This is a genomic window from Geodermatophilus sabuli, assembly GCF_900215145.1.
Classification (GTDB): Bacteria; Actinomycetota; Actinomycetes; order Mycobacteriales; family Geodermatophilaceae; genus Geodermatophilus; species Geodermatophilus sabuli.
Genome location: NZ_OBDO01000012.1, coordinates 178,859 through 203,234, shown reverse-complemented (window position 1 = coordinate 203,234; position 24,376 = coordinate 178,859). Strand labels below are relative to the sequence as shown.

The following is a 24,376-nucleotide window of genomic DNA, read 5'->3' as shown; positions in this document are numbered from 1 at the left end:
CCCGGGCTCAGGCGACGCCGCGCAGCCGGGGGAGGGTGGCGGCGAAGTCGCCCAGTGCCTGCCGCAGCGCCACCCCTAGCCGGTCGGAGCGCACGTGCAGCTCGTCGCGCAGGTCCAGCGGCAGGCCGGTGTCGGGCAGCAGCGCCTGGACGGCGAGGTCCTCGGCGAGCACGTGCCGCTGGATGGCGACCTCCCGGGCGACGTCGTCGGGCCAGGGCAGCCGCGCACCCGGGCCGGCGGACAGCAGCATCCGCGTGTAGACGCGGGTCGAGTCGGCGTCCTCCGGCTGGAGCAGGCACAGCACCGTGGTCACGGCGCCCGTGGCCGGGGAGTCCAGCCGCAGCCGCAGCTGGAACGGCGCCCGGTAGGTGTAGGTGGCCCGGCGCCGGACCGGCGGGCCGTCGATGCCGTCCGGGTGGTGCGGGGTCTCGTACGGCCGTTCCAGCGCGGCCCGGAACCCGCCGTCCTCGGGGGTCACCTCGAACGGCGGGACCTCCGCGTCGTCCGGCCGGCCGCCGATGCGGCTGTGCACGAACGGGGCGTGCGCGACGTCGAGGAACGTGTCGGCCAGCGGCCCGGCCGGCCCGGGCGACCGCGCCGGCGGCAGCCAGGTGCTCACGAACCGCCGGTCGCCGTCCTCGGGCACGTCCAGCGGCACGTCCTGCGGCTCGGCCGGCGCCAGCCAGATGACGCCGAGCCGTTCCCGCACCCCGAACGCCGGGGGCTCGGCCTGCAGCCCCTCGGCGGTGCGGCGGAGCAGCCAGGTGCGGCCGAGCAGCCGAACCTGCAGCCAGCCGCCGGCCCGCAGCTCGCCGGAGAGGGCCACGGGGTGCCAGGCGTGCTCCAGCGCGGGCTCGAGATTGCCGAACACCGGGCCGCGGGGCTGCGGCGGGGGCGGTGCCGGCTCGGCGGCGGTGCCGGCGGACGGCCGCGGCGGCGTCGCGACGGCGGTGCGGTCCGGGGCCAGCCAGATCCAGCCGTGCCGCTCGTCGACGGCCCACGGCATCGCCAGGTCCGCGCGTGGGGGCGGGGTGCCGTCGTCGCCGAGGGAGGGGATGGACGCGCACCGGCCCTCACCGTCGAACCGCCACCCGTGGTACGGGCACTGCAGGCGACCCCCGGTCACCGTGGCCGCGGCCAGCGGCACCAGCCGGTGCGGGCAGCGGGCGGGGAAGGCGCTCACCTCGCCGCCCGGTCGCAGCCGCACCACCACGTACGCCCGCCCGCCGGCGCCCACCGGCACCGGCGTCGTCCCGACGTCGGCGGCCCGTGCCACCGGGAACCAGCCCGTCGCCGTCTCTCCGGATGCAGCCATGACCCATTGCAGCGCCTGCGCGTTCCCCCACGGTTACGCCCGTCGGACGGTCGTGCGACACGGTTCGGTGTCGAAGGGGAGACGGCGGGGCGGAGCGCTGCCTACAGTGACCGCGATCACGATCCCGCTGGTCACCGGCCCGACAGGGGAGGACGCACCGTGACACCACCCGACGAACGCAGGTTGCTGACACCGGAGGAGTACCGCCAGGCCCAGGACTCACCGGAGTTCGTGGAGCTGAAGCGGCGGTTCCGGCGGTTCGCCTTCCCCATGACCGTCGCCTTCCTGTCCTGGTACCTGCTCTACGTGCTGCTCTCGACCTACGCGCCGGACCTCATGTCGACGCGGGTGTTCGGCAACGTCAACCTGGGTCTCCTGCTGGGGCTGGGGCAGTTCCTCACGACGTTCGTCATCACGCACCTCTACGTCGCGCACGCCAACCGGCAGACCGACCCCATCGCCGACGAGATGCGCGGCCGGCTGGAGCACCACGAGTACGCGCGGGGCACCGAGGCCCCGGACAGCTCCGTCGGTGGGGGTGCGACCCGTGGCTGATCTCGTCACCGCCGCCGACTCGGGCACCATCGGCGAGCCCGCCGTCAACATCTCCATCTTCGCGGTCTTCGTCGCGATCACCCTGGTCATCACGTTCCGGGCCAGCCGAACCAACAAGAGCGCCGCCGACTACTACGCGGCCGGGCGCAACATCAGTGGCACCCAGAACGGCCTGGCCATCGCCGGTGACTACCTGTCGGCGGCCTCGTTCCTCGGCATCGCGGGCGCCATCGCGGTCTTCGGCTACGACGGGTTCCTCTACTCGATCGGCTTCCTCGTCGCCTGGCTGGTGGCGCTGCTGCTGGTCGCCGAGCTGATGCGCAACACCGCGCGGTTCACGATGGCCGACGTGCTGGCCTTCCGGATGCGGCAGGGCCCGGTCCGCACGGCCGCGGCGATCTCCACCCTCGCGGTGTCGCTGTTCTACCTGCTGGCGCAGATGTCCGGCGCCGGTGGCCTGGTGACGCTGCTGCTCGGCGTCACCGGCGAGGCGGCCCAGGCGCTGGTCGTCGTCCTCGTCGGCGCGCTGATGATCATCTACGTGCTCGTCGGCGGCATGCGCGGCACCACGTACGTGCAGATCATCAAGGCCTCCCTGCTCATCGCCGGCGCGCTGGTCATGACGCTGTGGGTGCTGGCCCTCTACGGCTTCAACCTGTCCGCGCTGCTCGGCGCGTCGGTCGACAACGCCGTGGCCGGCCGCGACGTCCTGGCGCCCGGCGCGCAGTACGGGGCGACCGACACCTCGAAGCTGGACTTCGTCTCCCTCGGCCTGGCGCTGGTGCTCGGGACGGCGGGCCTGCCGCACGTCCTCATGCGCTTCTACACCGTGCCGACGGCGAAGGACGCCCGCCGCTCGGTGGTGTGGGCGATCTGGCTGATCGGCATCTTCTACCTGTTCAGCCTGGTCATCGGCTATGGCGCCGGTGCCCTGGTGGGCCCGGACACGATCCTGGCGGCGCCGGGTGCGGTGAACTCGGCCGCGCCGCTGCTGGCCTTCGAGCTCGGCGGCACGATCCTGCTGGGCATCATCGCCGGCGTCGCGTTCGCCACGATCCTCGCGGTCGTCGCGGGACTGACGATCACGGCGTCCGCGTCGTTCGCGCACGACGTGTACGCCTCGGTGATCAAGAAGGGCAAGGTGCCGCCCAACGGCGAGGTGAAGGTCGCCCGCATCACCGCCGTCGTCATCGGCGCGATCTCCATCGGGCTGGGCATCCTGGCGCTGCAGGCCGGGCTGAACATCGCCTTCCTGGTGGCGCTGGCCTTCGCCGTCGCCGCGTCGGCGAACCTGCCGACCATCCTCTACACGCTGTTCTGGAAGCGCTTCACCACCCAGGGCGCGCTGTGGTCGATGTACGGCGGTCTGATCGCGTGCATCACGCTGATCATCTTCTCGCCGGTGGTGTCGGGTGCCCCGATCGTCGAGGCGACCGGCAAGAGCACCTCGCTGATCCAGGGGGTCGACTTCTCCTGGTTCCCGCTCAACAACCCGGGCCTGGTGTCCATCCCGCTGTCGTTCTTCCTCGGCTGGCTGGGCACGATCCTGTCCAAGGAGAAGCCGGACGAGGCCAAGTGGGCCGAGCTCGAGGTGCGGGCGTTCACCGGGATCGGTGCGGAGAAGGCCGTCCAGCACTGAGGTGAGCCCGCCGAGGCGCGCGTCCCCATCCGGGGGCGCGCGCCTCGCGCGTGTGTGGAACGTGCCGGCCCTCCTGCGCACGATCAGCTCGACTGATCGCGCCGCGTCCTGGCTCACCTCCGGCAGCCAGCCAGGACGCCGCACGGTGAGCCAGGCTGGTCGTGCGGCGACGGGACGGTCAGACCACCCGGTCAGGCGGCGGCGGCCCGGGCCGGGGTGGTGTCGGGCGCCAGGACGGCGTCGACGGCGGGTGCGACGGGGGCGGGCGAGACCCCGGCGCGGCGGTGCCGCACGGCCCAGCGGGTGACCAGGCCGGCGAGGACGACGAGTCCGGCCACGGCGTGCTCACCGGGGGCGGTGACCGCGACGGCGACGGCCGCGGCGTAGACCACCGTCAGCAGGACGGCGGGGAGGGACAGGTGCACGGTGCTTCCTCCGGGGGTGGAGGCGTCCCGCCGGCCGGCGGCCGGGTCGGCGAGGACCCGGCCACCGGCGCGGCGACGGCGCAGGACGGCGGTGGATCAGGTGCGGGACCGGGAGCGCTCGCTCACTTGAGCATGTCCTTGGCCTTCTGCAGCATCGACTGACCCGGCTGCTGGGGCGTCGGGAACAGCCGCGGGTCGCCCGGGGGCAGGATCGGCGCGTCGGCGGTCGCCTCGATCGGCCGGGCGGAGAACTGGCCGCGGCCGTCGATGGACGGACCGGAGGCCCAGCGGCCGGCGGCGGCGTCCGGGCCGTCGGAGGCGTCGATGAAGGTGTAACCGAGGTCGCCGACCTCCTCCTCCAGCGGGAACGCCTCGGGCACCGGGATGCCCTCGAGCCCGTCGTCCTTGAGCTCCTCGATCGCGGCCAGCCACTGCTGCTGGTGGTAGTGGTCGCGGGTGATGAGGAACCGCAGCAGGTCCTTGACGCCGGGGTCGTCGGTCATGTTGTAGAGCCGGGCCACCTGCAGCCGGCCCTGCATCTCGGCGGTGGCGTTGTACATGAAGTCGGCCATCAAGTTGCCGCTGGCGGTGACGTAGGCGCCCGTCCAGGGGTTGCCCATGCTGTCCATGTAGGACGCGCCGGCGCCGTTGACGATCGGGTGCTGCGGGTTGTGCTGGCCGTACCCGGCGGCGGCCTCCTTGGTGCGGTCGGCGGCGTCCGGCTTGAGCGGGATGTGGTCCAGCAGCCGGTCGATCATGGTCACGATCATCTCGACGTGGGCCAGTTCCTCGGTGCCGATCGCGAGGAGCAGGTCCTTGTACTTGCCGGGCAACCGGCAGTTCCAGCCCTGCAGCAGATACTGCGTGGCGACGGTCATCTCGCCCCACTGACCGCCGAGGACCTCCTGCATCTTGCGGGCGAAGTCCGGGTCGGGACCGTCGGGCTTGGCCTCGTACTGCAGGGCGTGGGTGTGCGTGAACATGTGCGTGTTCTCCCTGGCGTCGTCGCGACCACCGCCGATGCGGTGACACCAGGGATCTGCCCGCGCCCGGTGGCCCGCCCGTGCCGAGCGGTGGCCCCCGCGTGCCAATCGAGAGGACCCGTCCTCCGCAGTGCTCGCAGGCTCGCGCGGCGAGCCGCTGGACGGGGCCTGCCCGGCGCGGCTGCGTTCACCGGTCGGGGAGCTGCACGGTGAGCGTCAGCGACGGGCCGTCGACCGCCCACACCACCCGGCCGCCCAGCTCCCGGGTCTGCCGCCGCACCGACCACAGCCCCAGGCCGGTCAGGTCCGGAGGCGGGAGGTCGCTGCCGAGATGGCTGATCAGCCGCTCGGGCCGGGCGACGGCCTGGGTGAGCGCCAGGTCGACCCAGGCCGGGCGGCGGGTGACGGCCAGGTGCACCGGGGCGTCCTCGCCGTGGCGGTGCGCGTTCTCCAGCAGGTTGGCCAGGATCCGCTGCACCCGGGCGTCGGCGACCGCGACGTCCTCCGCGCCGCCGTCGAAACGCACGGTGAGCTGGGCGGCCGGCAGGCCCGAGGTGGCCGCGGAGACGCGGACGACGTCGCCCAGCGTGCGGGTCCCCCGGCTGCGGGCGATGGCACCGCCGGTGGCCGCCGCGGTGCGCAGCATCGACGACAGGTGCGCGGTCTGGGCGCGGGCCAGCTCCAGCAGCTCGGCCGGGTCGGCCGCCTGGGTCGACGTGCTCCCGCTCCCGCCGAGCGACCCGAGCACCGCCTCCAGCGAGGCCAGCGGGGTGCGCATGTCGTGGCACAGCGCCCGGACGACGGCGTCCTCGGGGCTGACCGGCGCCTCGTCCGGCGTCGCGGGCCGGGGCCGGTGGAGGTGGCCGCGGAACAGGCGCAGCAGGTCGGACAGGAGCCGGGAGCGGGCGTGGGGCGTCGATGGGTGGGCGGCCAGGGTCATGGGCACCTCCGTCGTGCGGTCCGGTCACCGACGCGCCGGGCGCAGCGACCGTGTGGGGTGAGATGGGGTTGTCCGACGCCGGTGCTGAGCGCCGTCCGGTCGATGTCGTGCTCGTCGACGACCACCCGTTGTTCAGCCGGGGGCTGGCCCTGCTGCTGCCCGAGGTGAGTGACGGGCGGGTGCGGGTCGTGGGGACGACGGATGACGCCTCGGCGGCGGCCGCGCTCGTGCGCCGCCACCACGCCGACGTCGCTGTGGTCGACCTGCACATGCCGCCGCCGGGCGGGAGCCGGGCGATCGCCGCGGTGCGCCGCGCCGATCCGATGGTCCGCGTCGTCGCCCTGTCGGGGCTGGCCGAGGCGGACGGGGCGATCGAGGCGCTGCGGGCGGGCGCCGCCGCGTTCCTGCCGAAGACCGCCGACCCCGAGGCGCTGGTCCGCCCGCTGTTCGCCGTCCTCGACGGCTGGTCCGTGCTGCCCGAGGACCTGCTGCGCCGGCTGCTCGAGGACGCCGCCCCGACCGGCGAGCAGGGCATCGCCGAGCGGCTGACCGCCGACGAGCGGCGGCTGTGGCGGCTGGTCGCCGACGGCACCAGCACGATGGAGATCGCCACGACGCTGCACGTGTCGGAGCGGACCGCGAAGCGGCTGGTCGCCCACCTGCTGCGCAGCCTCGGTGTCGCGACCCGGGTGGAGGCGGCCGCGCTCGCCGGCCGGGTGAACCTGGGCAGGGGCGCCGGGGGGCCGCAGTCGTGAGGTGCGGCAGGCGACCCGTCCGGAGTGCATCGCGGGCCCCGCTACCCGGGCTCCTCGATCACCACGCCTGGCTAGGGTCGGTCCGGTGAGTACGCGGATCGTCCTGCTCGGTGCGACCGGCTACACGGGGTCCCGGACCGCGGAGGCCCTCGTCGCGCGCGGGGCCCGGCCGGTGCTCGCCGGCCGCGACCCCGCCCGCCTCGGGGCGCTGGCCGACCGGCTCGGCGGGCTGCCGACGGCGCCGGCCGACGTCACCGACCCGGCGTCGGTACGGGCGCTGCTCGGCGCCGGCGACGTGCTGGTCACCACCGTGGGCCCGTTCCTGCGGCTCGGCGACCCGGCGGTCGAGGCCGCCGTCGCGGCCGGCGCGGTCTACCTGGACTCCACCGGGGAGCCGCCGTTCATCCGCCGGGTGTTCGAGGACGCCGGCCCGCGGGCCGTGACCACCGGCGCCGCGCTGGTGCCCGCCTTCGGCCTGGACTACGTCCCCGGCACGCTCGCCGGCGCGCTGGCGCTGGTCGAGGCCGGCGACCGCGCGCACCGGGTCGACATCGGGTACGCCCTCGACGGCACCTCGGGGCAGGCGTTCTCCCGCGGCACGCTGGTCTCGCTGGCCGGCGTCCTGCTCGAGCCCGGGTTCGCCTTCGCCGGGGGCCGGCTCCGCGAGGAGGCGGCGGGCCGGCGGGTGTGGCGGTTCGAGGCCGCCGGCCGGCCGCGACGCGGACTGTCGGTGGGCGGCGCGGAGCACCTGACCCTCCCGGGGCTCGCCCCCGGGCTGCGCGAGGTCGGCGTGCACCTGGACTGGTTCGGCGCGCTGACCCCGGTGGCGCACCGGCTGGCTCCGCTGGCACCGCTGATCGGACGGCTGCCGCTGGCGCGGCAGGGCGCGCAGCGGCTGGCCGCGGTGGTCGGCGCCCGGGTGGGGGAGGCGCCGTCTCAGCGCACCCTCGCGCAGGCGCGCACCCGCACCGTGGCCGAGGTCCGCGACCGGGCCGGTGCGGTGCTCAGCCGCGTCGAGCTGGCCGGCCCGGAGCCCTACGGCCTGACCGCCGAGCTGCTCGCCGAGGGTGCCACGCACGCCGCCCAGCACGGGCTGCGGGACGTCGGCGCGCTCGGGCCCGTGCAGGCCCTCGGGCTGGACGCGCTCACCGCCGCCGCGACCGCGGCCGGGCTGCACCGGACATGAGCAGCGTCGCCTGCGTCGACATCGGCTCGACCTGGACCAAGGCCGCCCTCGTCGGGCTGCCGGCCGGCGAGCTGCTGGCCACCGCGCAGGCGCCCACCGACGCCACCGACGTCGTCCGCGGGGTGCTGGCCGCGACCGCCGGCTTCCCCGCCGCGCCGGTGGTCGCCTGCTCGAGCGCGGGCGGCGGGCTGCGGCTGGCGGTGGTCGGCTACGAGGAGCTGATCAGCGCCGAGGCCGGGCACCGGGCGGCGCTGTCGGCCGGTGCCCGCGTGGTGCACGTGGCGGCCGGCCGGCTGACCGGCGAGGGCCTGGCCCGGCTGGCCGCCGCGCAGCCCGACGTCGTCCTGCTGGTGGGCGGCACCGACGGCGGGGAGGCATCGGTGCTGCGGCACAACGCGGCCGTCCTGGCCGCCTCGGCTCCGCTGCAGGGTCGGCCCCCTCCCGGGTCCCGCCCCGAGCGTGCGACGGGTGGGGAGGAGGGGGCCCTTCGTCTGTCCGTCCCGGTGGTGCTGGCCGGCAACGCCGCCGTCCGCGACGAGGTGGCGGCGGTGCTCCGGGCGGGCGGGGTGCCGGTGAGCGCGACGGACAACGTGCTCCCCGACATCGGCCGGCTGGCCCCGGAACCGGCGCGGGCGGCCATCCGGGGGGTGTTCCTCCGGCACGTGATCGGCGGCCCGCGGCTCTCCACCGACCCGCGGTTGCGGGCGTGGGTGCGCACTGTGACCCCGGACGCCGTCCTCGCGGGGGTGGGCGTGCTGGCGGCGGCCCGGTCGGGGCTGCCCGCGCCCGGCGTGGCCGTGGTCGACGTCGGCGGGGCGACCACCGACGTGTACTGCGTGCCCGACCCGGACGCGGAGCAGTCGACGCTCGGCCGCGAGGCGGTGGGGGTCCCGGCGGCGCGGCGCACGGTCGAGGGCGACCTCGGCGTGGCGGTGAGCGTCGGCGCGCTGAGGGCGGCCGCCGCCGCGGAGGACGTGCCGCTGGTCGGCGACGACCCGCTCGACCTCGGCGTCGCGGCGGCGACGATCGCGCTGCGCCGGCACCTGCGGGCCGAGGCGGTCTACGGGCCGGACGGCGCGGGGGCGCGCGGCTCGGGCCTGGTCGTCCTCTCCGGCGGGGTGTTCCGGCACGCCGAGCCGGCCGCGCTCGCGGCCGCGGCCGCCCGGGTCGCCGCCGACCGCGGGGGCGCCGGGGGCGTGCTGGCCGACGCCACCGTCGTCGTCGACCGCCGGTACGTGCTGGCCGCGGCCGGCCTGCTCGCCGACGGGCACGCCGCGGCCGCGGCCGGGCTGGCCGCCGCGCTGTCCGGTGCGGAGGTGCTCAGCCCGCCGGCCGGGCGATGACGGAGAACTCCGCGCCGGCGGGGTCGGCGATCGCGGCCAGCCGCCCGTAGAGGAAGTCCTCGGCGCCGGGGGACGACCCGCCCGCGGCCACCGCCCGGCGCACCGCCTCGTCGGCGTCGGCCACCTCGAACACCGTGCTCCACGCCGAGCCGGACGCCTCGGGAGCGCCCATGACACCTCCGACCTCGTGGCCGTCCGGGCGGCGCAGGAAGGTGAAGTCGAACCCCGGCATGTCGGGGTTGCCGTCGAGGCCGAAGTCGAAGACCCGGGCGTAGAAGCGCCGCGCGGCGTCGGCGTCGGGCGTGACCAGGTCGTTGCGGAGCAGCGCGCCGGGCTCGTTGACCACCTGGCAGCCGACGTGGTCGCGGCCCTGCCACAGCCCGACCCGGGCACCCGCCGGGTCGAGGAGCATCGCCATCCGGCCCTGGGCCATCACGTCGGTCGGTTCCTCGAGCACCGTGGCGCCGGCCTCCCGGGCGCGGGCGGTCGTGTCGTCGCAGTCCGGCGTCGCGAGGTAGACGTCCCACGCCGGGGTGCGGCCCGGGTCGACGAACACCGCCGCGACGGGGCGGCCGCGCAGCAGGCAGGTCGTGTAGGAGCCGTACTCCTCGGGACCGATCCGGAACTCCCAGCCGAACACCGCGCGGTAGAAGTCCAGCGCGGAGTGCAGGTCCGGGACGGCGAGGTCCACCCAGGTCGGCGTCCCGAGGGGCTGGTTGGTGTCGACGTCGGGCACGGTCGGACTCCTCTCGTCGGTGTCGCCGGACCATAGGCCCGGCCACCGACAGGACCTCAGGGCGCGAGGGTGCCCGCCCACGTCCCCGACGACGCGGCCCCGGTGAACCCGGCGACGTCACCGGCGGCCAGGTCGACCGCGGCGTAGCCGCCGCTGCCGGCGCCGACGCATGCCACGACGGTGGCCACCCCCTGCCGGCGCTGGGAGACGCTCTGCCGCACCTGCCAGCCGACCACGGCGCGCCGCTGCAGGACCGCCTGCTCGCGTACCAGCCAGCCGCTGCGCACGCTGAAGGTGCGCGGTCCGGCGGCGTGCCCGAGGGAGCGGTAGCGACCGATCCCCATGGGCACGCTCAGCACGGTCAGCGCCACGCCGGCCGCCAGCACCCACCACCAGCCGAGGGTCGCCGTGGCGATCCCGCCGGCGCTGGTCAGCAGCAGGCCGGCCGAGACGGCGCGGACCAGCCGCCGGCGGAGGGCGGCCGGCGGGTGCGACCGCAGCACCCCCGGGTCGTCGGCCAGGCGGCGCAGCAGCGCCTCGGCCTCGCTGCGCGGCCCGAGCGGCAGCAGCTGGCCCCGCCGGTTGGCCTGACCCAGGCCGGTGACCAGCGCGTTGACCCGGGCGGCGCCCACCCAGCGCATGCCGAGGCCCTCGCTGAGCGTGCCGCCGCGGATGCGGTCGACCTCCAGCTCGGTGTGCCTCCGGGTGAGCAGCCCGCGGACGGCGACCAGCGACCCGCCGCGCCGCACCAGCCGGAAGCGCCAGTTCACCACCGCGGCGCCCACCACCGCCGCGAGCGCCAGCAGCACCGCCGCGAGCACCACGGCGACCACGACCACCTGGACGTCGGAGAGGTCGGGGCCGTCGAGCCGGGGGACCAGGCCGTCGGGCAGCTCGTCGAGGAACCGGAACAGCGTGCCGACGGCGGCCAGCGGGACGACGAGGTAGCTGCCGACCAGCGGCGCGTACAGCAGCCAGCGGTTGTCGAAGCGGGCGAACTCCTCCTCCGGGAGCTCCTCGGCGACGCCGTCCGCCGGTGCCGAGGCGTGGCCCGGCGCGCTGCCCCGGCGGGCCAGCAGCGACTCCCGCAACCGGTCGCCCTCGGCGCGCGGGACGCCGTCGACGACGACCTCCTCCTCGTTGACGCCGACCGAGCCCGCCGCGGCGTCGACGCGCACGCGGACCAGCCCGAACAGCCGGTGCAGCAGGGGGGTCTCGACCTCCACGCCGCGGATGCGGTCGTTGGGCACCGTGCGCACCGACCGGGCCAGCAGCCCCCGCGTGACCACGACCGCCGTCGGCCCGTCGGCGTAGCTGAACCGCCACCAGCTCAACGCCGCGGCCGCCAGCGACAGCGCGGTGATCGCCACGGCCAGGACGACGACGGTCGTCAGCCCGTCGTCGAAGCCGACGACCGCGGCGACCGGGATCAGCGCCGGCACCAGCTGGCGGGCCTGGCGGAAGGTGGCGGTGTGCACGGCCACGATCCGCGGTGACGTCCGCCGCCCGGGCGGTGCCTGCGGCGGCGTCGGCGGCCCGGTCCCCGGCTCCGCGCCGGGCCAGGTGCCCGGCTGCGCCCCGGGCCCCGTCACGTGGCCTCGTCGCGGACCAGCTCCGCGCGGCGGGCGAGGTCGTCGGCGACCCGCGCGGCGACGTCGGCCTCCAGGTGCCAGACCCGCACGGTGCCCTGGCTGGAGGCGGTGAGCACCGCGACCGTGGCGAGGCCGAACAGCTGCTGCAGCACCCCGCGGGTGACGTCGACGGTCTGGATGCGGGACACCGGCACCAGCGTCCAGGTGCGGGTCAGCCAGCCGGTCAGCGTGTAGACCGCTTCGGCGGTGACCTCCCAGCGGTGCACGCGGTGGCGGAACCACGGCCGGATGCCGATCGCCACGACCGCGTAGACGGCCACCAGCGCCGGCAGCACCCAGCGCAGCACCGGCACCGGGCCACCGACCGGCACGAAGAGGACGAACGCGGCCACCAGCGCCCCGTAGAGGAGCGTGCCCAGCACCCCCTCGGTGATCCACAACCCGATCGCCGAGCGGGACAGGGACCAGGCCGGGTCGCGCACGGGAGCGGCGGCGTCGGTGCTCATCGCGGCCCATCCTCGCAGCCCGGCATCCCCCCGTACGCGTGTCACGATGGCTGGGTGATGCCGCAGCAGGTGCCGACCGTCCCCGCCGTCGAGGTCCCCGAGGACGCCGTCGTCCTCGACGTCCGTGAGGACGACGAGTGGGTGGTCGGCCACATCGACGGTGCGACCCACGTCCCGATGGGCGAGGTCCCGGCCCGCCTCGACGACCTCCCCGAGGGCGACCCCCTGTACGTCGTCTGCCGCAGCGGCGGCCGGTCCGCGCGGGTCGCCGCCTGGCTGAACGCCAACGGCTTCGACGCGGTGAACGTCGGTGGCGGCATGGGCGAGTGGGAGGCGGCCGGCCGGCCCATGGTGAGCGAGACCGGCCAGCCACCCTTCGTGCGCTAGGCCCCTCCCGGGCACCGCCCGGGAGGGGTCCTCGCTCAGCTCTCGATGGGGAACGCGGCGAACCGGCTCCGGAGGTCCTTCTTCGAGAACTTGCCGACGCTGGTCTTGGGCACCTCGTCGATGAAGGTCACCGCGTCCGGCAGCCACCACTTGGCGACCAGCGGCTTGAGGTGGTCGAGGACCTCCTCCTCGGTCATCGACTCGCCCTCCTGGAGCACGACGCAGGCCAGCGGGCGCTCGTCCCACTTCGGGTGCGGGATGCCGACGACCGCGGCCTCCTTCACCTTCGGGTGGCTCATGATCGCGTTCTCGAGGTCGACCGAGCTGATCCACTCCCCGCCGGACTTGATGAGGTCCTTGGTGCGGTCGGCGATGCGGATCGAGCCGTACTCGTCCATCGCGGCGACGTCGCCGGTCCTCATCCAGCCGTCCGGCGTCGACAGCACCACCCCGGCGTCGGGGTTGTAGTAGTCCTGCGCGCACCACGGGCCGCGGACCTGCAGCTCGCCGGTGGCCTTGTCGTCCCAGGGCTGCGGCTCCAGGGTCTCGGCATCGACGATCCGGGCCTCCACGCCCAGGAACGGGATGCCGGCGCGCGCCCGCTGGCTGGCCCTGGTCGCGTCGTCGGCGTCGGCGTACCGGGGCGGGAGGATCCCCGACGACGCCACCGGGTGGGTCTCGGTCATGCCCCACGCCTGCAGGATCGCCAGGCCGACCTGCTCCCGGTAGGCCTCCGACAGCGCCTTGGGCACCGCCGAGCCGCCGCAGCCGATCTCCCGGAGCTTGTGCGGGCGGCCGGCCAGGTGGGGGAGCACGCCCTGCCAGATGGTCGGGACACCGGCGGTGAAGGTCACGCCCTCCTCGACGATCAGGTCGGCCAGCGACTGGGGCTGCATCATCGACCCGGGCATGACCAGCGAGGAGCCGGCGGCCGGGGCGGCCTGGGCGATGCCCCAGGCGTTGGCGTGGAACATCGGCACGACCGGCATCGCGACGTCCTGGATGCCCAGGCCGAAGGCGTTGGGCGCCATCACGCCCATGGTGTGCAGCCACGTCGAGCGGTGGCTGTAGACGACGCCCTTCGGGTTGCCCGTGGTGCCGCTCGTGTAGCACATCGACGCGGCCCGGTTCTCGTCGTCGACGTGGAAGTCGACCGGCTCGGCCTCGGCGAGCAGCGTCTCGTAGTCCAGGACCCGGGGGTCGTCGGGGATCTCGTTGTCGCCGCCGTCGTCCATCACGACCACGTGCCTGACCGTCTTCATCGTGTCGATGAGCGGCCACAGCAGCGGCAGAACGGTGCGGTCGGCGAAGACCACCTCGTCCTCGGCGTGGTTGGCGATGTACGTGAGCTGCTCGGGGAACAGCCGGACGTTGAGCGTGTGCAGCACCCGGCCGGTGGACGGCGCGGCGAAGTACAGCTCCAGGTGCCGCTGGGAGTTCCAGGCGAACGTGCCGACCCGGCCGTCGGCGCTGACGCCGAGAGTGTCGAGCACGCCGCCGAGCCGGCGGGTGCGCTGGGCCCACTCCGCGTACGTCGTCCGGGTGACGCCGCCGGGCCCGGTCGTGGCGATCGTGCCGTCGCCGTAGTGCTGCTCGACGTGCCGGAAGATCGCATCGATGGTCAGGGGGTAGTCCTGCATCAGCCCACGCATGGCCACAGATCGTGCCAGTGACACCGCTCACCTTCTACCGGTCGGTACGCAGCGCTCCTCGAGGTCAGCGGGCGAGGACGACGGGGAGCTGCGCCAGGCCACGGATGACGAACTCCGGCCGGCGCACCGGCTCCCCGCCCAGCTCCAGCCGCGACGTGCGGTCGAGCAGCGCGCCGAAGGAGGCCTGCAGCTCCACGCGGGCCAGCGGGGCGCCGATGCAGAAGTGGACGCCGGCGCCGAAGGTGATGTGCGGGTTGTCGGTGCGCCCGACGTCGAGGGCCTCCGGGGCGGCGAAGACGGCGGGGTCGTGGTTGGCCGAGCCCAGCAGCGCGGCGATCTTCTGCCCCTCGCGCACGGTGACGCCGGCGATCTCGACGTCCTCGGTGGCGGTGCGCTCGAACAGCTGCAGGGGCGAGTCGAAGCGCATGAGCTCCTCGATCGCCGTCGGCAGCAGCGCCCGGTCGGCCCGCAGCCGCGCCAGCTGGTCGGGGGAGCGCAGCAGCGCGAGCAGGCCGTTGCCGGTGACGTTGACCGTCGCCTCGTGACCGGCGTTGAGCAGCAGGATGCAGGTGGTCACCAGCTCGTCCTCGGTGAGCCGGTCGCCCTCGGTGTCGCGGACCGTCACCAGGTGGCTGACGAGGTCCTCACCCAGGTGCCGACGCCGGTCGGCGGCCAGCTCGCGCAGGCAGGCGACGAACTCCCCGGCGGCGCGCTCGGCGGCCTCCTCGACGGCCGTCGTCCGCCCGTACTCGTACATCTTCACGATCGCGTTCGACCACGGGCGCAACAGCGGCCGGTCGGCCTCGGGCACGCCCAGCAGTTCGGCGATGACGTCGACCGGCAGCTGCTCGGCCATCCCGGAGAGGACGTCGACCGGCTCGGACCCGCCGGAGCGCTCGATGAGCTCGTCGACCAGGCGGCCGGCCAGCTGCTCCACCCACGGCCGCAGCCGTTCCACGTGGCCGCGGGCGAACGCGGTGCTGATCAGCCGCCGCAGCCGGGTGTGGTCCGGCGGCTCCATCTCCAGGATGGCGTTGCGGTGGATGAGGTTGAAGTCGCCGAAACGCTCGGCCGGCTCCCTGTCCTGCCAGATCCGGCCCAGCCGGCGGTCGCGCAGGACGGCGTTGGACTCCGCGTGGGTGAACGCCAGCCACAGGCCCAGCTCCTCGTGCCACTGCACGGGGGCCACCCCGCGCGCCCGGGCGAACGCCGGGTAGGGGTCGGCGACGACGGCGGGATCGGTGAGGTCGAGGGGCGCGGCGGGCGTCACGCCCGGGAGCGTAGAAGGCCCCCGTCCAGAGGCTCCCGCCGAGCTCGCGAGGGTGGGAGGGGGACGGGGGCCTCTCACTACGCTCGACCCCATGGCCCGCTCCGCGACCCGCAAGCGCTCCGCTGTCCCCACCGCCGACGGCGGCGTCAACCCCAAGGCTCCGTGCCCCTGCGGCTCCGGCCGCCGGTACAAGCACTGCCACGGCTCGGGTTACGCCCCGCCGGTGACCCGCCCGTTCGAGGGGTTGCCCGGAGAGCCGCACTGGGTGGCCCTGCGCGAGCTGGTGCCCGCGGCGACCGCGCCACTGAGGACCGCCGACGGGCGCGAGGTCACCCTGGCCAGCGTGCTGCCCGGCGGAGCGCCTGCCCTGGTGCGCGCCAACGGGGAGATCGTGCTCGGCGCCCAGCTGCAGACCTCGTCCGACGACGTCAGCCGCGACCTCGGGACGGCGCTCGCGGCCGCCCTCGAGGCGCCGAAGGGCGCGCCGGTCGAGCCGGGCCCGATCGGCGGCGCCGGGTCGGCCGGCCCGCGGTTGCAGGAGCTGATCGACCTCGACGCGCCGCTCGAGGTGACCGTGCACCCCGACTTCGGCTTCTGGTTCGAGGGGACCGACGCCGGGCCGGCCGCGCAGGCCGGCCTCGAGCAGGCCAACGCGGCCGTGCTGCCGACCGAGCTGCTGCCGGACCTCGGCGCGGCCTACTGGGTGCGTCCCGGCGGGGAGCGGGCCCACCTGCGCTGGGTCCGCCCGGAGGCGGAGGACCCGCTGCTCGACGCCCTGGCCCGCCTGCGCGCCGCCGAGCAGATCACCCTGGGCGAGGGCACCCGGTACGCCGGCGCCTTCCGCGCCCACGGGCTCGTCGTCCCCGTGTGGGACCTGCCCGCCGACGCCTCGGCGGGCGAGTGGACCGGTCCGGCCCGGGAGTTCGGAGACCGGCTGGAGCAGGCGCTGGCCGTGACCGACCCGCTGACCTCCGACGAGCGCCGGGCCCGCGCGGGCCTGCTCTCGCGCCAGATCACGCTCCGCTGACGGTCCGCGCCCCCGGGCGGGCCTGACCGCACCCGTGCCCCGCCCACGCTCGTGGGCGGGGTACGAGTGCGTCCGGGGCGCCCGCCGTGACACGAGGGTGGGCGCGGCTCCCGTGCCGGCTCTCGGGGCGACGCAGGTCCCGCCGGGTGTCCGCGGTCGCGACGCAGGGCGACCTCGTCCCGACCGGGTGCACCCGAATGGAGCAGGCGTTACGAGAACGTGACGGTTTCTTGTCCTCGAGGAGTTGACGCGCTGCGGTTGTTAGCGCTCACACTTATGCGCTCGCCCCGGGCGAGCCTGGACGCCGGTCATCCGGCGGGCAGACGTCTCGAGGAGGAGATGGCAGTGCGGACAAGGCTCGGATTGACCGCCACGAGCGCGGTGCTGGCGCTCTCGTTGGCGGCCTGCGGCGGCGAGGGCGCCGGGGGCAGCGGCGGCGCCGGGAGCGGCGGCGGCGCGGAGGACCTGACGATCGGTGTCTCGATGCCGACCCAGACCTCCGAGCGCTGGATCGCCGACGGCAACAACGTCAAGGAGCAGCTGGAGGCCGAGGGGTACTCCGTCGACCTGCAGTACGCCGGTGACGACATCCCCACCCAGTCGCAGCAGATCGACCAGATGATCACCGAGGGTGCCGACATCCTCGTCATCGCGGCGATCGACGGCACGGCGCTCGCGGGCCAGCTGGAGAACGCGGCGTCCAACGACATCCCCGTCATCGCGTACGACCGGCTGATCCGCGACAGCGAGAACGTCAACTTCTACGTCACCTTCGACAACTTCGCCGTCGGCGTGGCCCAGGGCACCGCGCTCCTGACCGGCCTCGGCGTCCTCAACGCCGACGGTTCGGCCGGCACCGCCACCGGGCCGTTCAACATCGAGCTGTTCGCCGGCTCCCTGGACGACAACAACGCGTTCTTCTTCTTCAACGGCGCCATGTCGGTCCTCCAGCCGAAGATCGACGACGGCACGCTGGTCGTGAAGTCGAACCAGACCGACATCGAGCAGGCCGCGATCCTGCGCTGGCAGCAGGAGACCGCCCAGCGGCGCATGGAGGACCTGCTGACCTCCACCTACAACGACGGCTCGCGCGTCGACGGCGTCCTGTCGCCCTACGACGGCATCTCGCGCGGCATCATCACCGCCCTGCAGAACGCCGGGTACGGCCCGACTCTCGACGCCGCCAACCCGATGCCGATCGTCACCGGTCAGGACGCCGAGATCGCCTCGGTCAAGCTGATCGCCGACGGGGTCCAGAGCTCCACGATCTTCAAGGACACCCGTCTGCTGGCCGAGCAGGCCGTCGCCGCCGCCGCGGCGTTCGCGGAGGGCAACGAGCCCGAGGCCAACGACACGGAGACCTACGACAACGGCGTCAAGGTCGTGCCGTCGTACCTCCTCCCGGTCGAGACGGTCTTCGCCGACAACATCCAGTCGGTGCTGGTCGACTCCGGCTACTGGACGGCCGAAGAGGTCGCCAGCGGCCAGTCGGACTGACCGCCGTCACCTGAGCACGGCCGGGCTCGGCAGCGGTCGCTGTCGGGCCCGGCCGGCCCCACGGGACGCGCGTCCCGTAGGACCTGCCACCCGCGCGAGGGTGGCGCACACTCTCCACCATCCGCGGGCGCGCCCGGTGCGCACCGACGATCAGGACGACGAGGTCCCATGGACGACCACATCCTGGAGATGCGCTCCATCACCAAGACGTTCCCCGGCGTGAAGGCGCTGTCGGACGTGAACCTGCAGGTCCGCCGCGGCGAGATCCACGCCATCTGCGGCGAGAACGGTGCCGGCAAGTCGACACTGATGAAGGTGCTCTCCGGCGTCTACCCGGCCGGGAGCTACGACGGCGAGATCGTCTACGACGGTCAGCCGGTCCGCTTCAACGGCATCCGCGACAGCGAGCACGTCGGGATCGTCATCATCCACCAGGAGCTCGCCCTGGTGCCCTACCTCTCGATCGCCGAGAACATCTTCCTCGGCAACGAGCGCCGCGGCCGTGGCGGGCTCATCGACTGGAACAAGGCCAACGCCGAGGCCGCGGAGCTGCTCCGCTCGGTGGGTCTGGAGGAGTACCCGGTCACTCCGGTGGGCCAGCTCGGCGTCGGCAAGCAGCAGCTGGTGGAGATCGCCAAGGCGCTGTCGAAGGACGTCAAGCTGCTCATCCTCGACGAGCCGACCGCGGCGCTGAACGACAACGACTCGGCGCACCTGCTCGACCTGCTCCGGCGCCTCCGCGAGCGCGGGATCACCTGCATCATGATCTCCCACAAGCTCAACGAGATCACCGCGGTCTCCGACAACGTCACCGTCATCCGCGACGGCAGGACCGTCGAGACGCTGAACCTGCACGCAGGCGAGGTGACCCAGGAGCGGATCATCCGCGGGATGGTCGGCCGGGACCTGGAGAGCTACTACCCCGAGCGCGAGTCGCACCCCGGCGAGGAGGTGCTGCGCGTCGAGGACTGGACCGTCTGGCACCCCACGCAGGACCGCAAGATCGTCGACGGCGCCAACTTCACCGTCCGCGCCGGCGAGGTCGTCGGCATCGCCGGTCTGATGGGGGCCGGTCGCACCGAGCTGGCCATGAGCATCTTCGGTCGCGCCTACGGGCGGAACATCACCGGCCGGATGTTCGTGCACGGCAAGGAGATCCGGCCCCGCAACGTCTCCGAGGCGATCGACGCCGGCATCGCCTACGCCACCGAGGACCGCAAGCACTACGGCCTCAATCTCATCGAGGACATCCGGCGCAACGTCTCCGCCGCCGCCCTGGGCAAGCTCGCCACCAGGGGCTTCGTCAACGGCAACGAGGAGATCAAGGTCGCCGAGGGTTACCGGAAGAGCATGAACGTCAAGGCGCCGAGCGTCACCTCGATCGTCGGCAAGCTCTCCGGTGGCAACCAGCAGAAGGTCGTGCTGTCCAAGTGGCTGTACACCGACCCCGAGGTGCTGATCCTCGACGAGCCCACCCGCGGCATCGACGTGGGTGCGAAGTACGAGATCTACACGATCATCAACCGGCTGGTCGCCGACGGTAAGGCGGTGCTCGTCATCTCCTCCGAGCTGCCCGAGCTGCTGGGCATCTGCGATCGCATCTACACCCTGTCCGCGGGCCGGATCACCGGTGAGATGCCCGTCGGCCAGGCGACCCAGGAGAACCTCATGGAGCTCATGACCAAGGAGAAGGAGCTCGCGGCATGACCAGGACCGTTCCCCCCGCGTCGGAGCCGGAGGCCCAGACCGCCACGGCTCCCAAGGACGTCGCCCCCGCTGTCGCACTGCACACCGGGACCAGCGATGTCCGGGCCCTGCTCACGAGCAACCTCCGGCAGAGCGGCATCTACGTCGCCTTCGTGGTGATCGTCGCGCTGTTCGCGATCCTCACCGACGGGACGTCGCTGAGCCCCGGCAACGTCACCAACATCGTCCTGCAGTACAGCTACATCCTGATCCTGGCCATCGGCATGGTCATCGTGATCATCGCCGGGCACATCGACCTGTCGGTCGGGTCGGTGGTCGCGCTGACCGGGGCGGTCTCCGCCGTCCTGGTCATCCGCCAGGGCATGCCCTGGTGGGCCGGCGCGCTCGCCGCCATCGCCGTCGGCCTGGCCATCGGCGCGTGGCAGGGCTTCTGGGTCGCCTACGTCGGCATCCCGGCGTTCATCGTGACGCTCGCCGGCATGCTGCTGTTCCGCGGGCTCACGCTGCAGGTGCTGGACAACATCTCGCTGTCGCCGTTCCCGTCCGAGTACGGCCGCATCGCCAGCGGCTTCCTCAACGGGCTGCTCGGCGGCAACGGCTACGACGCGTTCACCCTGCTCATCGGGGCGGTCGCCGTCGCGGGCTACGCGTTCAGCAACTTCCGCACCCGCATCGCCCGCATCAAGTACCAGCAGCCGGTGGAGAGCTTCCCGCTCTTCGTCGCGAAGATCGTCGCGGTCGGGGCCGTCGTCATGGCCTTCGCCTGGCAGCTGGCCCACGCCCGCGGCCTGCCGATCGTGCTGATCGTCCTGGCCGTGCTGATCATCGCCTACGGCGTCATCACCAAGCGCACCGTCTTCGGACGCCAGGTGTACGCGATCGGCGGCAACCTGGCCGCCGCGACGTTGTCGGGCGTCAAGGTCCGGGCCGTCAACTTCTGGATCTTCGTCAACATGGGCTTCCTGGCCGCGGTCGCCGGCATCGTCTTCTCGTCGCGGTCCAACGGTGCCCAGCCCAGCGCGGGCAACATGTTCGAGCTGGATGCGATCGCGGCCTGCTTCATCGGCGGCGCGGCCGTCACCGGCGGCGTCGGCACCGTCGTCGGCGCCATGGTCGGCGGTCTGATCATGGCGGTCATGAGCAACGGCATGCAGCTCATGGGCATCGACCAGTCCATCCAGTCGGTGGTCAAGGGTCTGGTGCTGCTGCTGGCCGTCGCGTTCGACGTCTACAACAAGCGCCGGGCCGGCACCTCGCGCTGAGGTCGGCGGGGGCCCCGCGGGATCCCGCGGGGCCGCCCCCGGCCCGCGCGGCCACGACATCCGGGGCAGGGACGCCCCGTCGACACGGAGGGGTGACGGTGGAGCCCGAGGGGGCGACGCGAGCGTTGGTCATGTCGGACGTCGCGGCTCGCGCCGGGGTCTCGCACCAGACGGTCTCCCGGGTCATCAACGGGCACCGCAACGTGGCCCCGCAGACGCGGGAGCGCGTCGAGCGGGCGATCCGGGAACTCGGCTACCGGCCCAACCCCGCCGCGCGGGCGCTGGTCACCGGCTCGACCCGCACGATCGGCTTCGTCACCGTCACCATCAACCAGTACGGCCCGGCGCAGACGCTGGTCGGCTTGGAGCAGGCCGCCCGCAACGCGGGTTACTCGCTGTCGGTGACCGTGCTGGACGAGGCGACCGCCGAGGCGATGCGGGAGGCGGTGGACCGGTTCGTCGGGCAGTCCGTCGACGCCGTCGTCGCGTTGGCCACCTACGACGACGCGGCCGAGGCGCTGCACCTCATCGACGTGCCGCTGCCGCTGGTCACCGTGCAGAGCGGGGGCGCGGTGGAGGAGCCGGCCGTCGGCGTGGACCAGGTGACCGGCGCCCGGCTGGCCACCCGGCACCTGCTCGACCTCGGCCACCGGACGGTGCACCACGTCACCGGACCGGCCGACTCGCAGGAGGCGCGCGACCGCATCGCCGGCTGGCGGGCCGAGCTGTGCGCCTCGGGCGCCCCCGTCCCCCCGTACCTGCGCGGGGACTGGACGCCGTCGTCCGGGTACGCCGCGGGCAAGGAACTCGCCGCCCGCGTGCGCGCCGGCGAGGAGGTGACCGCGGTGTTCCTGGCCAACGACCAGATGGCGCTGGGGCTGCTCGCCGCCTTCCACGAGGAGGGGCTGGACGCGCCGCGGGACGTCAGCGTCGTCGGCTTCGACGACCTGCCCGAGGCCCCGTACTTCACCCCGCCGCTGACCACCGTCCGGCAGGACTTCGCGGAGCTGGGCCGCCGGGGGGTGCGCCTGGTCCTCGCCCGGCTGAGGGGCGAGGAGCTGCACCTCGACCCGGTCCCACCGACCCTGCTGGTCCGTGGGAGCACCGGTCCCGTGCCCGCCCGAGCCCTGCCCGCCGGGGTGTGAACCTGTCTGTGTTAGCGCTAACATCCGCTCGTGCGTCGTTGTCCCCGGTCGACCGGATCGCTGGAACCGGGCCTGTCCGCAGTGGTCGAAGGGGTCTCCTGACATGACGATGGATGCCGGGCCGGCGATCACCGGCGGTCGCACGGCGCTGGGGATCGAGCTCGGGTCGACCCGGATCAAGGCGGTGCTGATCGGTCCGGACCACACCCCGCTCGCCGTCGGCAGCCACGACTGGGAGAACCAGTTGGTGGACCGGCTGTGGACGTACTCGCTGGACGACGTCTGGACCGGGGTGCAGCAGAGCTTCGCGGCCCTGGCCGGCGACGTGCGGCGACGCCACGGGGTCGAGCTGACCACGGTCGGCGCCCTCGGCGTGTCGGCGATGATGCACGGCTACCTCGCGTTCGACGCCGACGGTGCGCTCCTCACGCCGTTCCGCACCTGGCGCAACACGAACACGGGTCGGGCCGCCGAGCGGCTCAGCGCGGAGTTCGGTTGCAACATCCCGCACCGGTGGAGCGTCGCGCACCTCTACCAGGCGATCCTGGACCGCGAGGAACACGTCGCTCGGCTGGACCACCTGACCACCCTGGCCGGCTACGTGCACTGGCAGCTCACCGGCGAGAAGGTCCTCGGCATCGGGGACGCCAGCGGCATGTTCCCGATCGACGGCGCCACCCGCGGGTACCACGCCGGGATGCTGGCCCGGTTCGACCAGTTGGCCGCCGAGGTCGGGGTCGAGCTGACCCTGGCCGAGCTGCTGCCCGCCGTCAGACTTGCCGGCCAGCCGGCCGGCACGCTCACCGGAGCAGGCGCGGCGCTGCTCGACCCGACCGGGCGGCTGCGCCCCGGCATCCCGCTCTGCCCGCCCGAGGGTGACGCGGGCACGGGGATGGTCGCCACCAACTCGGTCGCTCCGCGTACCGGCAACGTCTCCGCCGGGACGAGCATCTTCGCCATGGTCGTGCTCGAGCGTGAGCTCGCCCGGGTGCACCGCGAACTGGACCTGGTCACCACGCCGGCCGGGGACCCGGTGGCCATGGTGCACTGCAACAACGGGGCCAGTGAGCTGGACGCCTGGGTCGGGCTGTTCGCCGAGTTCGCCCGGGGGCTGGGTGCCGAGGTCGGCCCGTCGGAGGTCTTCGAGACCCTGTTCACCGCCGCACTGGGCGGCGCGAGCGACTGCGGCGGGATGCTCGCCTACAACTACCTCTCCGGGGAGCCGATCACCGACCTCGAGGAGGGCCGGCCGCTCTTCCTGCGCTCCCCGGACAGCCGGCTCGACCTCGGCACCTTCATGCGGACCCACCTGTTCGCCTCCCTGGCCACCCTCAGGATCGGCATGGACGTCCTGCAGAAGACCGAGGGCGTGCGGCTCGACCGGATGTTCGCGCACGGCGGCCTGTTCAAGACCGAGGGCGTGGCGCAACGCTTCCTGGCCGCCGCGATCGACACCCCCGTCTCCGTCGGCGACGTCGCCGGCGAGGGGGGCGCCTGGGGCATCGCCGTCCTGGCCGCGTTCACCGCCGACCGCGCGCCGGACCGGAGCCTGGCGGACCACCTGGACACCACGGTCTTCACCAGCGCGAGCCTGCGGACGGTCGAGCCCGACCCGATCGACGTCGCGGGCTTCGACGCGTTCATGCAGCGGTACGTCGCCGCACTCCCGGTCGAGCGGGCCGCCGTGGACCACGTGGGCGTCGGCCAGCGGCGGACCGCCGACACCGAGACGACCTCCGCCATCCCCACCGAGGAGGCAAGCGAATGACCACCACCGCACCGCGCACCGAGCGCGGCACCCACCGGCAGCAGCGTGAGCACGTCGCCGCGCTGCACGCCGAGCTCACCCGCTACGGGCTGGTCACCTGGACCTCGGGCAACGTCTCGGAGCGGGTGCCCGGCGAGGACCTGTTCGTCATCAAGGGCAGCGGCGTCTCCTACGACGAGCTGACCTGGGAGGGCATCACCGTCTGCGACCTCGACGGCGCCGTCGTCGACGGGGTCAAGAAGCCCTCGAGCGACACCGACGCGCACGCCTACGTGTACCGGACCATGCCCGAGGTCAACGGTCAGGTGCACACGCACAGCCCGTACGCCACCGCCTGGGCCGCCCGCGCCGAGCCGATCCCGTGCGTGCTCACCGCGATGGCCGACGAGTTCGGCGGCCCGATCCCGGTCGGCCCGTTCGCGCTCATCGGGGACGACTCGATCGGCCAGGGCATCGTGGCCACGCTGTCGGGCTCCCGCTCGCCCGCGGTGCTGATGCAGAACCACGGTGTGTTCACCATCGGCCCCTCGGCCCGCGCGGCGGTGAAGGCCGCGGTCATGACCGAGGACGTCGCGCGCACCGTGCACCTGTCGCGCCAGCTCGGTGAGCCCCTGCCCATCGCGCAGGCCGACGTCGACTCCCTCTACGCGCGCTACCAGAACGTCTACGGACAGTGAGGAAGGCTG

22 protein-coding genes are annotated in these 24,376 nt (G+C 73.9%); 13 read left to right on the top strand and 9 right to left on the bottom strand.

The annotated features are described in order from the left end of the window. Positions 1-7 precede the first annotated feature (7 nt). On the bottom strand, positions 8-1,315 hold the full coding sequence (locus CRP39_RS23400) for a Rieske 2Fe-2S domain-containing protein (RefSeq protein WP_097208787.1): 1,308 nt from the start codon (positions 1,313-1,315) through the stop codon (positions 8-10). A 159-nt stretch (positions 1,316-1,474) separates the two neighbouring features. On the opposite strand from CRP39_RS23400, the gene CRP39_RS23395 reads away from it, so the two are divergent. Further along, positions 1,475-1,870, top strand: coding sequence for a DUF485 domain-containing protein (locus CRP39_RS23395; protein ID WP_097208786.1), 396 nt, complete (start codon positions 1,475-1,477; stop codon positions 1,868-1,870). Further along, positions 1,863-3,509, top strand: coding sequence for a solute symporter family protein (locus CRP39_RS23390; protein ID WP_097208829.1), 1,647 nt, complete (start codon positions 1,863-1,865; stop codon positions 3,507-3,509). Before CRP39_RS23395 ends, CRP39_RS23390 begins: the two co-directional genes overlap by 8 nt. 191 nt (positions 3,510-3,700) lie before the next feature. Here the strand turns inward: CRP39_RS23390 and CRP39_RS23385 are convergent, their stop codons facing one another. From CRP39_RS23385 to CRP39_RS23375, 3 genes are all read right to left on the bottom strand, one after another. Continuing rightward, positions 3,701-3,934 (bottom strand): hypothetical protein, encoded by a 234-nt coding sequence (locus CRP39_RS23385; protein ID WP_097208785.1) that lies wholly within the window; start codon positions 3,932-3,934, stop codon positions 3,701-3,703. Between the two features lie 122 nt (positions 3,935-4,056). Further along, positions 4,057-4,917: a manganese catalase gene (locus CRP39_RS23380; protein WP_097208784.1), complete on the bottom strand. Its 861-nt coding sequence runs from the start codon at positions 4,915-4,917 to the stop codon at positions 4,057-4,059. A 187-nt stretch (positions 4,918-5,104) separates the two neighbouring features. Then, positions 5,105-5,857 carry a histidine kinase gene (locus CRP39_RS23375; protein WP_097208783.1) on the bottom strand — a complete coding sequence of 251 codons (753 nt, stop codon included), beginning with the start codon at positions 5,855-5,857 and terminating at the stop codon, positions 5,105-5,107. 62 nt (positions 5,858-5,919) lie between these two features. Here CRP39_RS23375 and CRP39_RS23370 point away from each other — a divergent pair, with 62 nt between their 5' ends. From CRP39_RS23370 to CRP39_RS23360, 3 genes are all read left to right on the top strand, one after another. After that, positions 5,920-6,612 (top strand): response regulator, encoded by a 693-nt coding sequence (locus CRP39_RS23370; RefSeq protein ID WP_097208782.1) that lies wholly within the window; start codon positions 5,920-5,922, stop codon positions 6,610-6,612. Between the two features lie 85 nt (positions 6,613-6,697). After that, complete coding sequence (locus CRP39_RS23365) at positions 6,698-7,798, top strand: saccharopine dehydrogenase family protein (RefSeq protein ID WP_097208781.1); 1,101 nt, start codon at positions 6,698-6,700, stop codon at positions 7,796-7,798. Continuing rightward, complete coding sequence (locus CRP39_RS23360) at positions 7,795-9,141, top strand: glutamate mutase L (RefSeq protein ID WP_097208780.1); 1,347 nt, start codon at positions 7,795-7,797, stop codon at positions 9,139-9,141. The genes CRP39_RS23365 and CRP39_RS23360 overlap by 4 nt, the downstream gene beginning before the upstream one ends. Here CRP39_RS23360 and CRP39_RS23355 read toward each other — a convergent pair. Genes CRP39_RS23355 through CRP39_RS23345 form a run of 3 tightly spaced genes read right to left on the bottom strand, consistent with a single transcriptional unit; the run spans position 9,119 to position 11,975 of the window. Further along, positions 9,119-9,877 carry a VOC family protein gene (locus CRP39_RS23355; protein WP_097208779.1) on the bottom strand — a complete coding sequence of 253 codons (759 nt, stop codon included), beginning with the start codon at positions 9,875-9,877 and terminating at the stop codon, positions 9,119-9,121. The two genes, CRP39_RS23360 and CRP39_RS23355, sit on opposite strands and share 23 nt — an antisense overlap. Positions 9,878-9,933: 56 nt before the next feature. Beyond that, positions 9,934-11,469: a PH domain-containing protein gene (locus CRP39_RS23350; protein ID WP_097208778.1), complete on the bottom strand. Its 1,536-nt coding sequence runs from the start codon at positions 11,467-11,469 to the stop codon at positions 9,934-9,936. Then, entirely contained in the window at positions 11,466-11,975 is a 510-nt protein-coding gene (locus CRP39_RS23345) for a PH domain-containing protein (protein WP_097208777.1), read from the bottom strand. The genes CRP39_RS23350 and CRP39_RS23345 overlap by 4 nt, the downstream gene beginning before the upstream one ends. Before the next feature lie 57 nt (positions 11,976-12,032). On the opposite strand from CRP39_RS23345, the gene CRP39_RS23340 reads away from it, so the two are divergent. Beyond that, entirely contained in the window at positions 12,033-12,362 is a 330-nt protein-coding gene (locus CRP39_RS23340; RefSeq protein WP_097208828.1) for a rhodanese-like domain-containing protein, read from the top strand. Positions 12,363-12,397: 35 nt separating this feature from the next. On the opposite strand, the gene CRP39_RS23335 is transcribed toward CRP39_RS23340, so the two are convergent. Next, complete coding sequence (locus tag CRP39_RS23335) at positions 12,398-14,014, bottom strand: long-chain fatty acid--CoA ligase (protein ID WP_097208776.1); 1,617 nt, start codon at positions 14,012-14,014, stop codon at positions 12,398-12,400. A 64-nt stretch (positions 14,015-14,078) separates the two neighbouring features. Next, positions 14,079-15,284 (bottom strand): cytochrome P450, encoded by a 1,206-nt coding sequence (locus tag CRP39_RS23330; RefSeq protein ID WP_245854065.1) that lies wholly within the window; start codon positions 15,282-15,284, stop codon positions 14,079-14,081. Between the two features lie 91 nt (positions 15,285-15,375). Between CRP39_RS23330 and CRP39_RS23325 the strand changes: the two genes are divergently transcribed. The 7 genes from CRP39_RS23325 to CRP39_RS23295 all read left to right on the top strand — a co-directional run bounded on the left by CRP39_RS23325 (position 15,376) and on the right by CRP39_RS23295 (position 24,367). Beyond that, the gene (locus CRP39_RS23325) at positions 15,376-16,311 is read left to right on the top strand and encodes a DUF5926 family protein (protein ID WP_097208775.1); all 936 of its coding nucleotides are present in this window, start codon (positions 15,376-15,378) and stop codon (positions 16,309-16,311) included. A 339-nt stretch (positions 16,312-16,650) separates the two neighbouring features. After that, positions 16,651-17,808: a multiple monosaccharide ABC transporter substrate-binding protein gene (chvE, locus tag CRP39_RS23320; RefSeq protein ID WP_097208774.1), complete on the top strand. Its 1,158-nt coding sequence runs from the start codon at positions 16,651-16,653 to the stop codon at positions 17,806-17,808. Positions 17,809-17,976: 168 nt separating this feature from the next. Continuing rightward, positions 17,977-19,515: a multiple monosaccharide ABC transporter ATP-binding protein gene (gene mmsA, locus CRP39_RS23315; protein WP_097208773.1), complete on the top strand. Its 1,539-nt coding sequence runs from the start codon at positions 17,977-17,979 to the stop codon at positions 19,513-19,515. Beyond that, entirely contained in the window at positions 19,512-20,777 is a 1,266-nt protein-coding gene (gene mmsB / locus CRP39_RS23310) for a multiple monosaccharide ABC transporter permease (RefSeq protein ID WP_097208772.1), read from the top strand. The genes mmsA and mmsB overlap by 4 nt, the downstream gene beginning before the upstream one ends. 131 nt (positions 20,778-20,908) lie before the next feature. Continuing rightward, a complete protein-coding gene (locus tag CRP39_RS23305) occupies positions 20,909-21,922 on the top strand; it encodes a LacI family DNA-binding transcriptional regulator (protein WP_097208771.1) in 1,014 nt (337 codons plus the stop codon). A 103-nt stretch (positions 21,923-22,025) separates the two neighbouring features. Further along, the gene (locus tag CRP39_RS23300; RefSeq protein WP_097208770.1) at positions 22,026-23,690 is read left to right on the top strand and encodes a xylulokinase; all 1,665 of its coding nucleotides are present in this window, start codon (positions 22,026-22,028) and stop codon (positions 23,688-23,690) included. Next, positions 23,687-24,367: an L-ribulose-5-phosphate 4-epimerase gene (locus CRP39_RS23295; protein WP_097208769.1), complete on the top strand. Its 681-nt coding sequence runs from the start codon at positions 23,687-23,689 to the stop codon at positions 24,365-24,367. Before CRP39_RS23300 ends, CRP39_RS23295 begins: the two co-directional genes overlap by 4 nt. Positions 24,368-24,376 lie beyond the last annotated feature (9 nt).

Coding starts and splice junctions, on each gene's coding strand:
- CRP39_RS23400 (WP_097208787.1), bottom strand. CDS start 1,315: ATGGCTGCATCCGGAGAGACGGCGACGGGCTGGTTCCCGGTGGCACGG.
- CRP39_RS23325 (WP_097208775.1), top strand. CDS start 15,376: ATGGCCCGCTCCGCGACCCGCAAGCGCTCCGCTGTCCCCACCGCCGAC.
- mmsA (WP_097208773.1), top strand. CDS start 17,977: ATGGACGACCACATCCTGGAGATGCGCTCCATCACCAAGACGTTCCCC.
- CRP39_RS23380 (WP_097208784.1), bottom strand. CDS start 4,917: ATGTTCACGCACACCCACGCCCTGCAGTACGAGGCCAAGCCCGACGGT.
- chvE (WP_097208774.1), top strand. CDS start 16,651: ATGGCAGTGCGGACAAGGCTCGGATTGACCGCCACGAGCGCGGTGCTG.
- CRP39_RS23305 (WP_097208771.1), top strand. CDS start 20,909: ATGTCGGACGTCGCGGCTCGCGCCGGGGTCTCGCACCAGACGGTCTCC.
- CRP39_RS23335 (WP_097208776.1), bottom strand. CDS start 14,014: ATGCGTGGGCTGATGCAGGACTACCCCCTGACCATCGATGCGATCTTC.
- CRP39_RS23360 (WP_097208780.1), top strand. CDS start 7,795: ATGAGCAGCGTCGCCTGCGTCGACATCGGCTCGACCTGGACCAAGGCC.
- CRP39_RS23300 (WP_097208770.1), top strand. CDS start 22,026: ATGACGATGGATGCCGGGCCGGCGATCACCGGCGGTCGCACGGCGCTG.
- CRP39_RS23345 (WP_097208777.1), bottom strand. CDS start 11,975: ATGAGCACCGACGCCGCCGCTCCCGTGCGCGACCCGGCCTGGTCCCTG.
- mmsB (WP_097208772.1), top strand. CDS start 19,512: ATGACCAGGACCGTTCCCCCCGCGTCGGAGCCGGAGGCCCAGACCGCC.
- CRP39_RS23370 (WP_097208782.1), top strand. CDS start 5,920: ATGGGGTTGTCCGACGCCGGTGCTGAGCGCCGTCCGGTCGATGTCGTG.
- CRP39_RS23295 (WP_097208769.1), top strand. CDS start 23,687: ATGACCACCACCGCACCGCGCACCGAGCGCGGCACCCACCGGCAGCAG.
- CRP39_RS23340 (WP_097208828.1), top strand. CDS start 12,033: ATGCCGCAGCAGGTGCCGACCGTCCCCGCCGTCGAGGTCCCCGAGGAC.
- CRP39_RS23375 (WP_097208783.1), bottom strand. CDS start 5,857: ATGACCCTGGCCGCCCACCCATCGACGCCCCACGCCCGCTCCCGGCTC.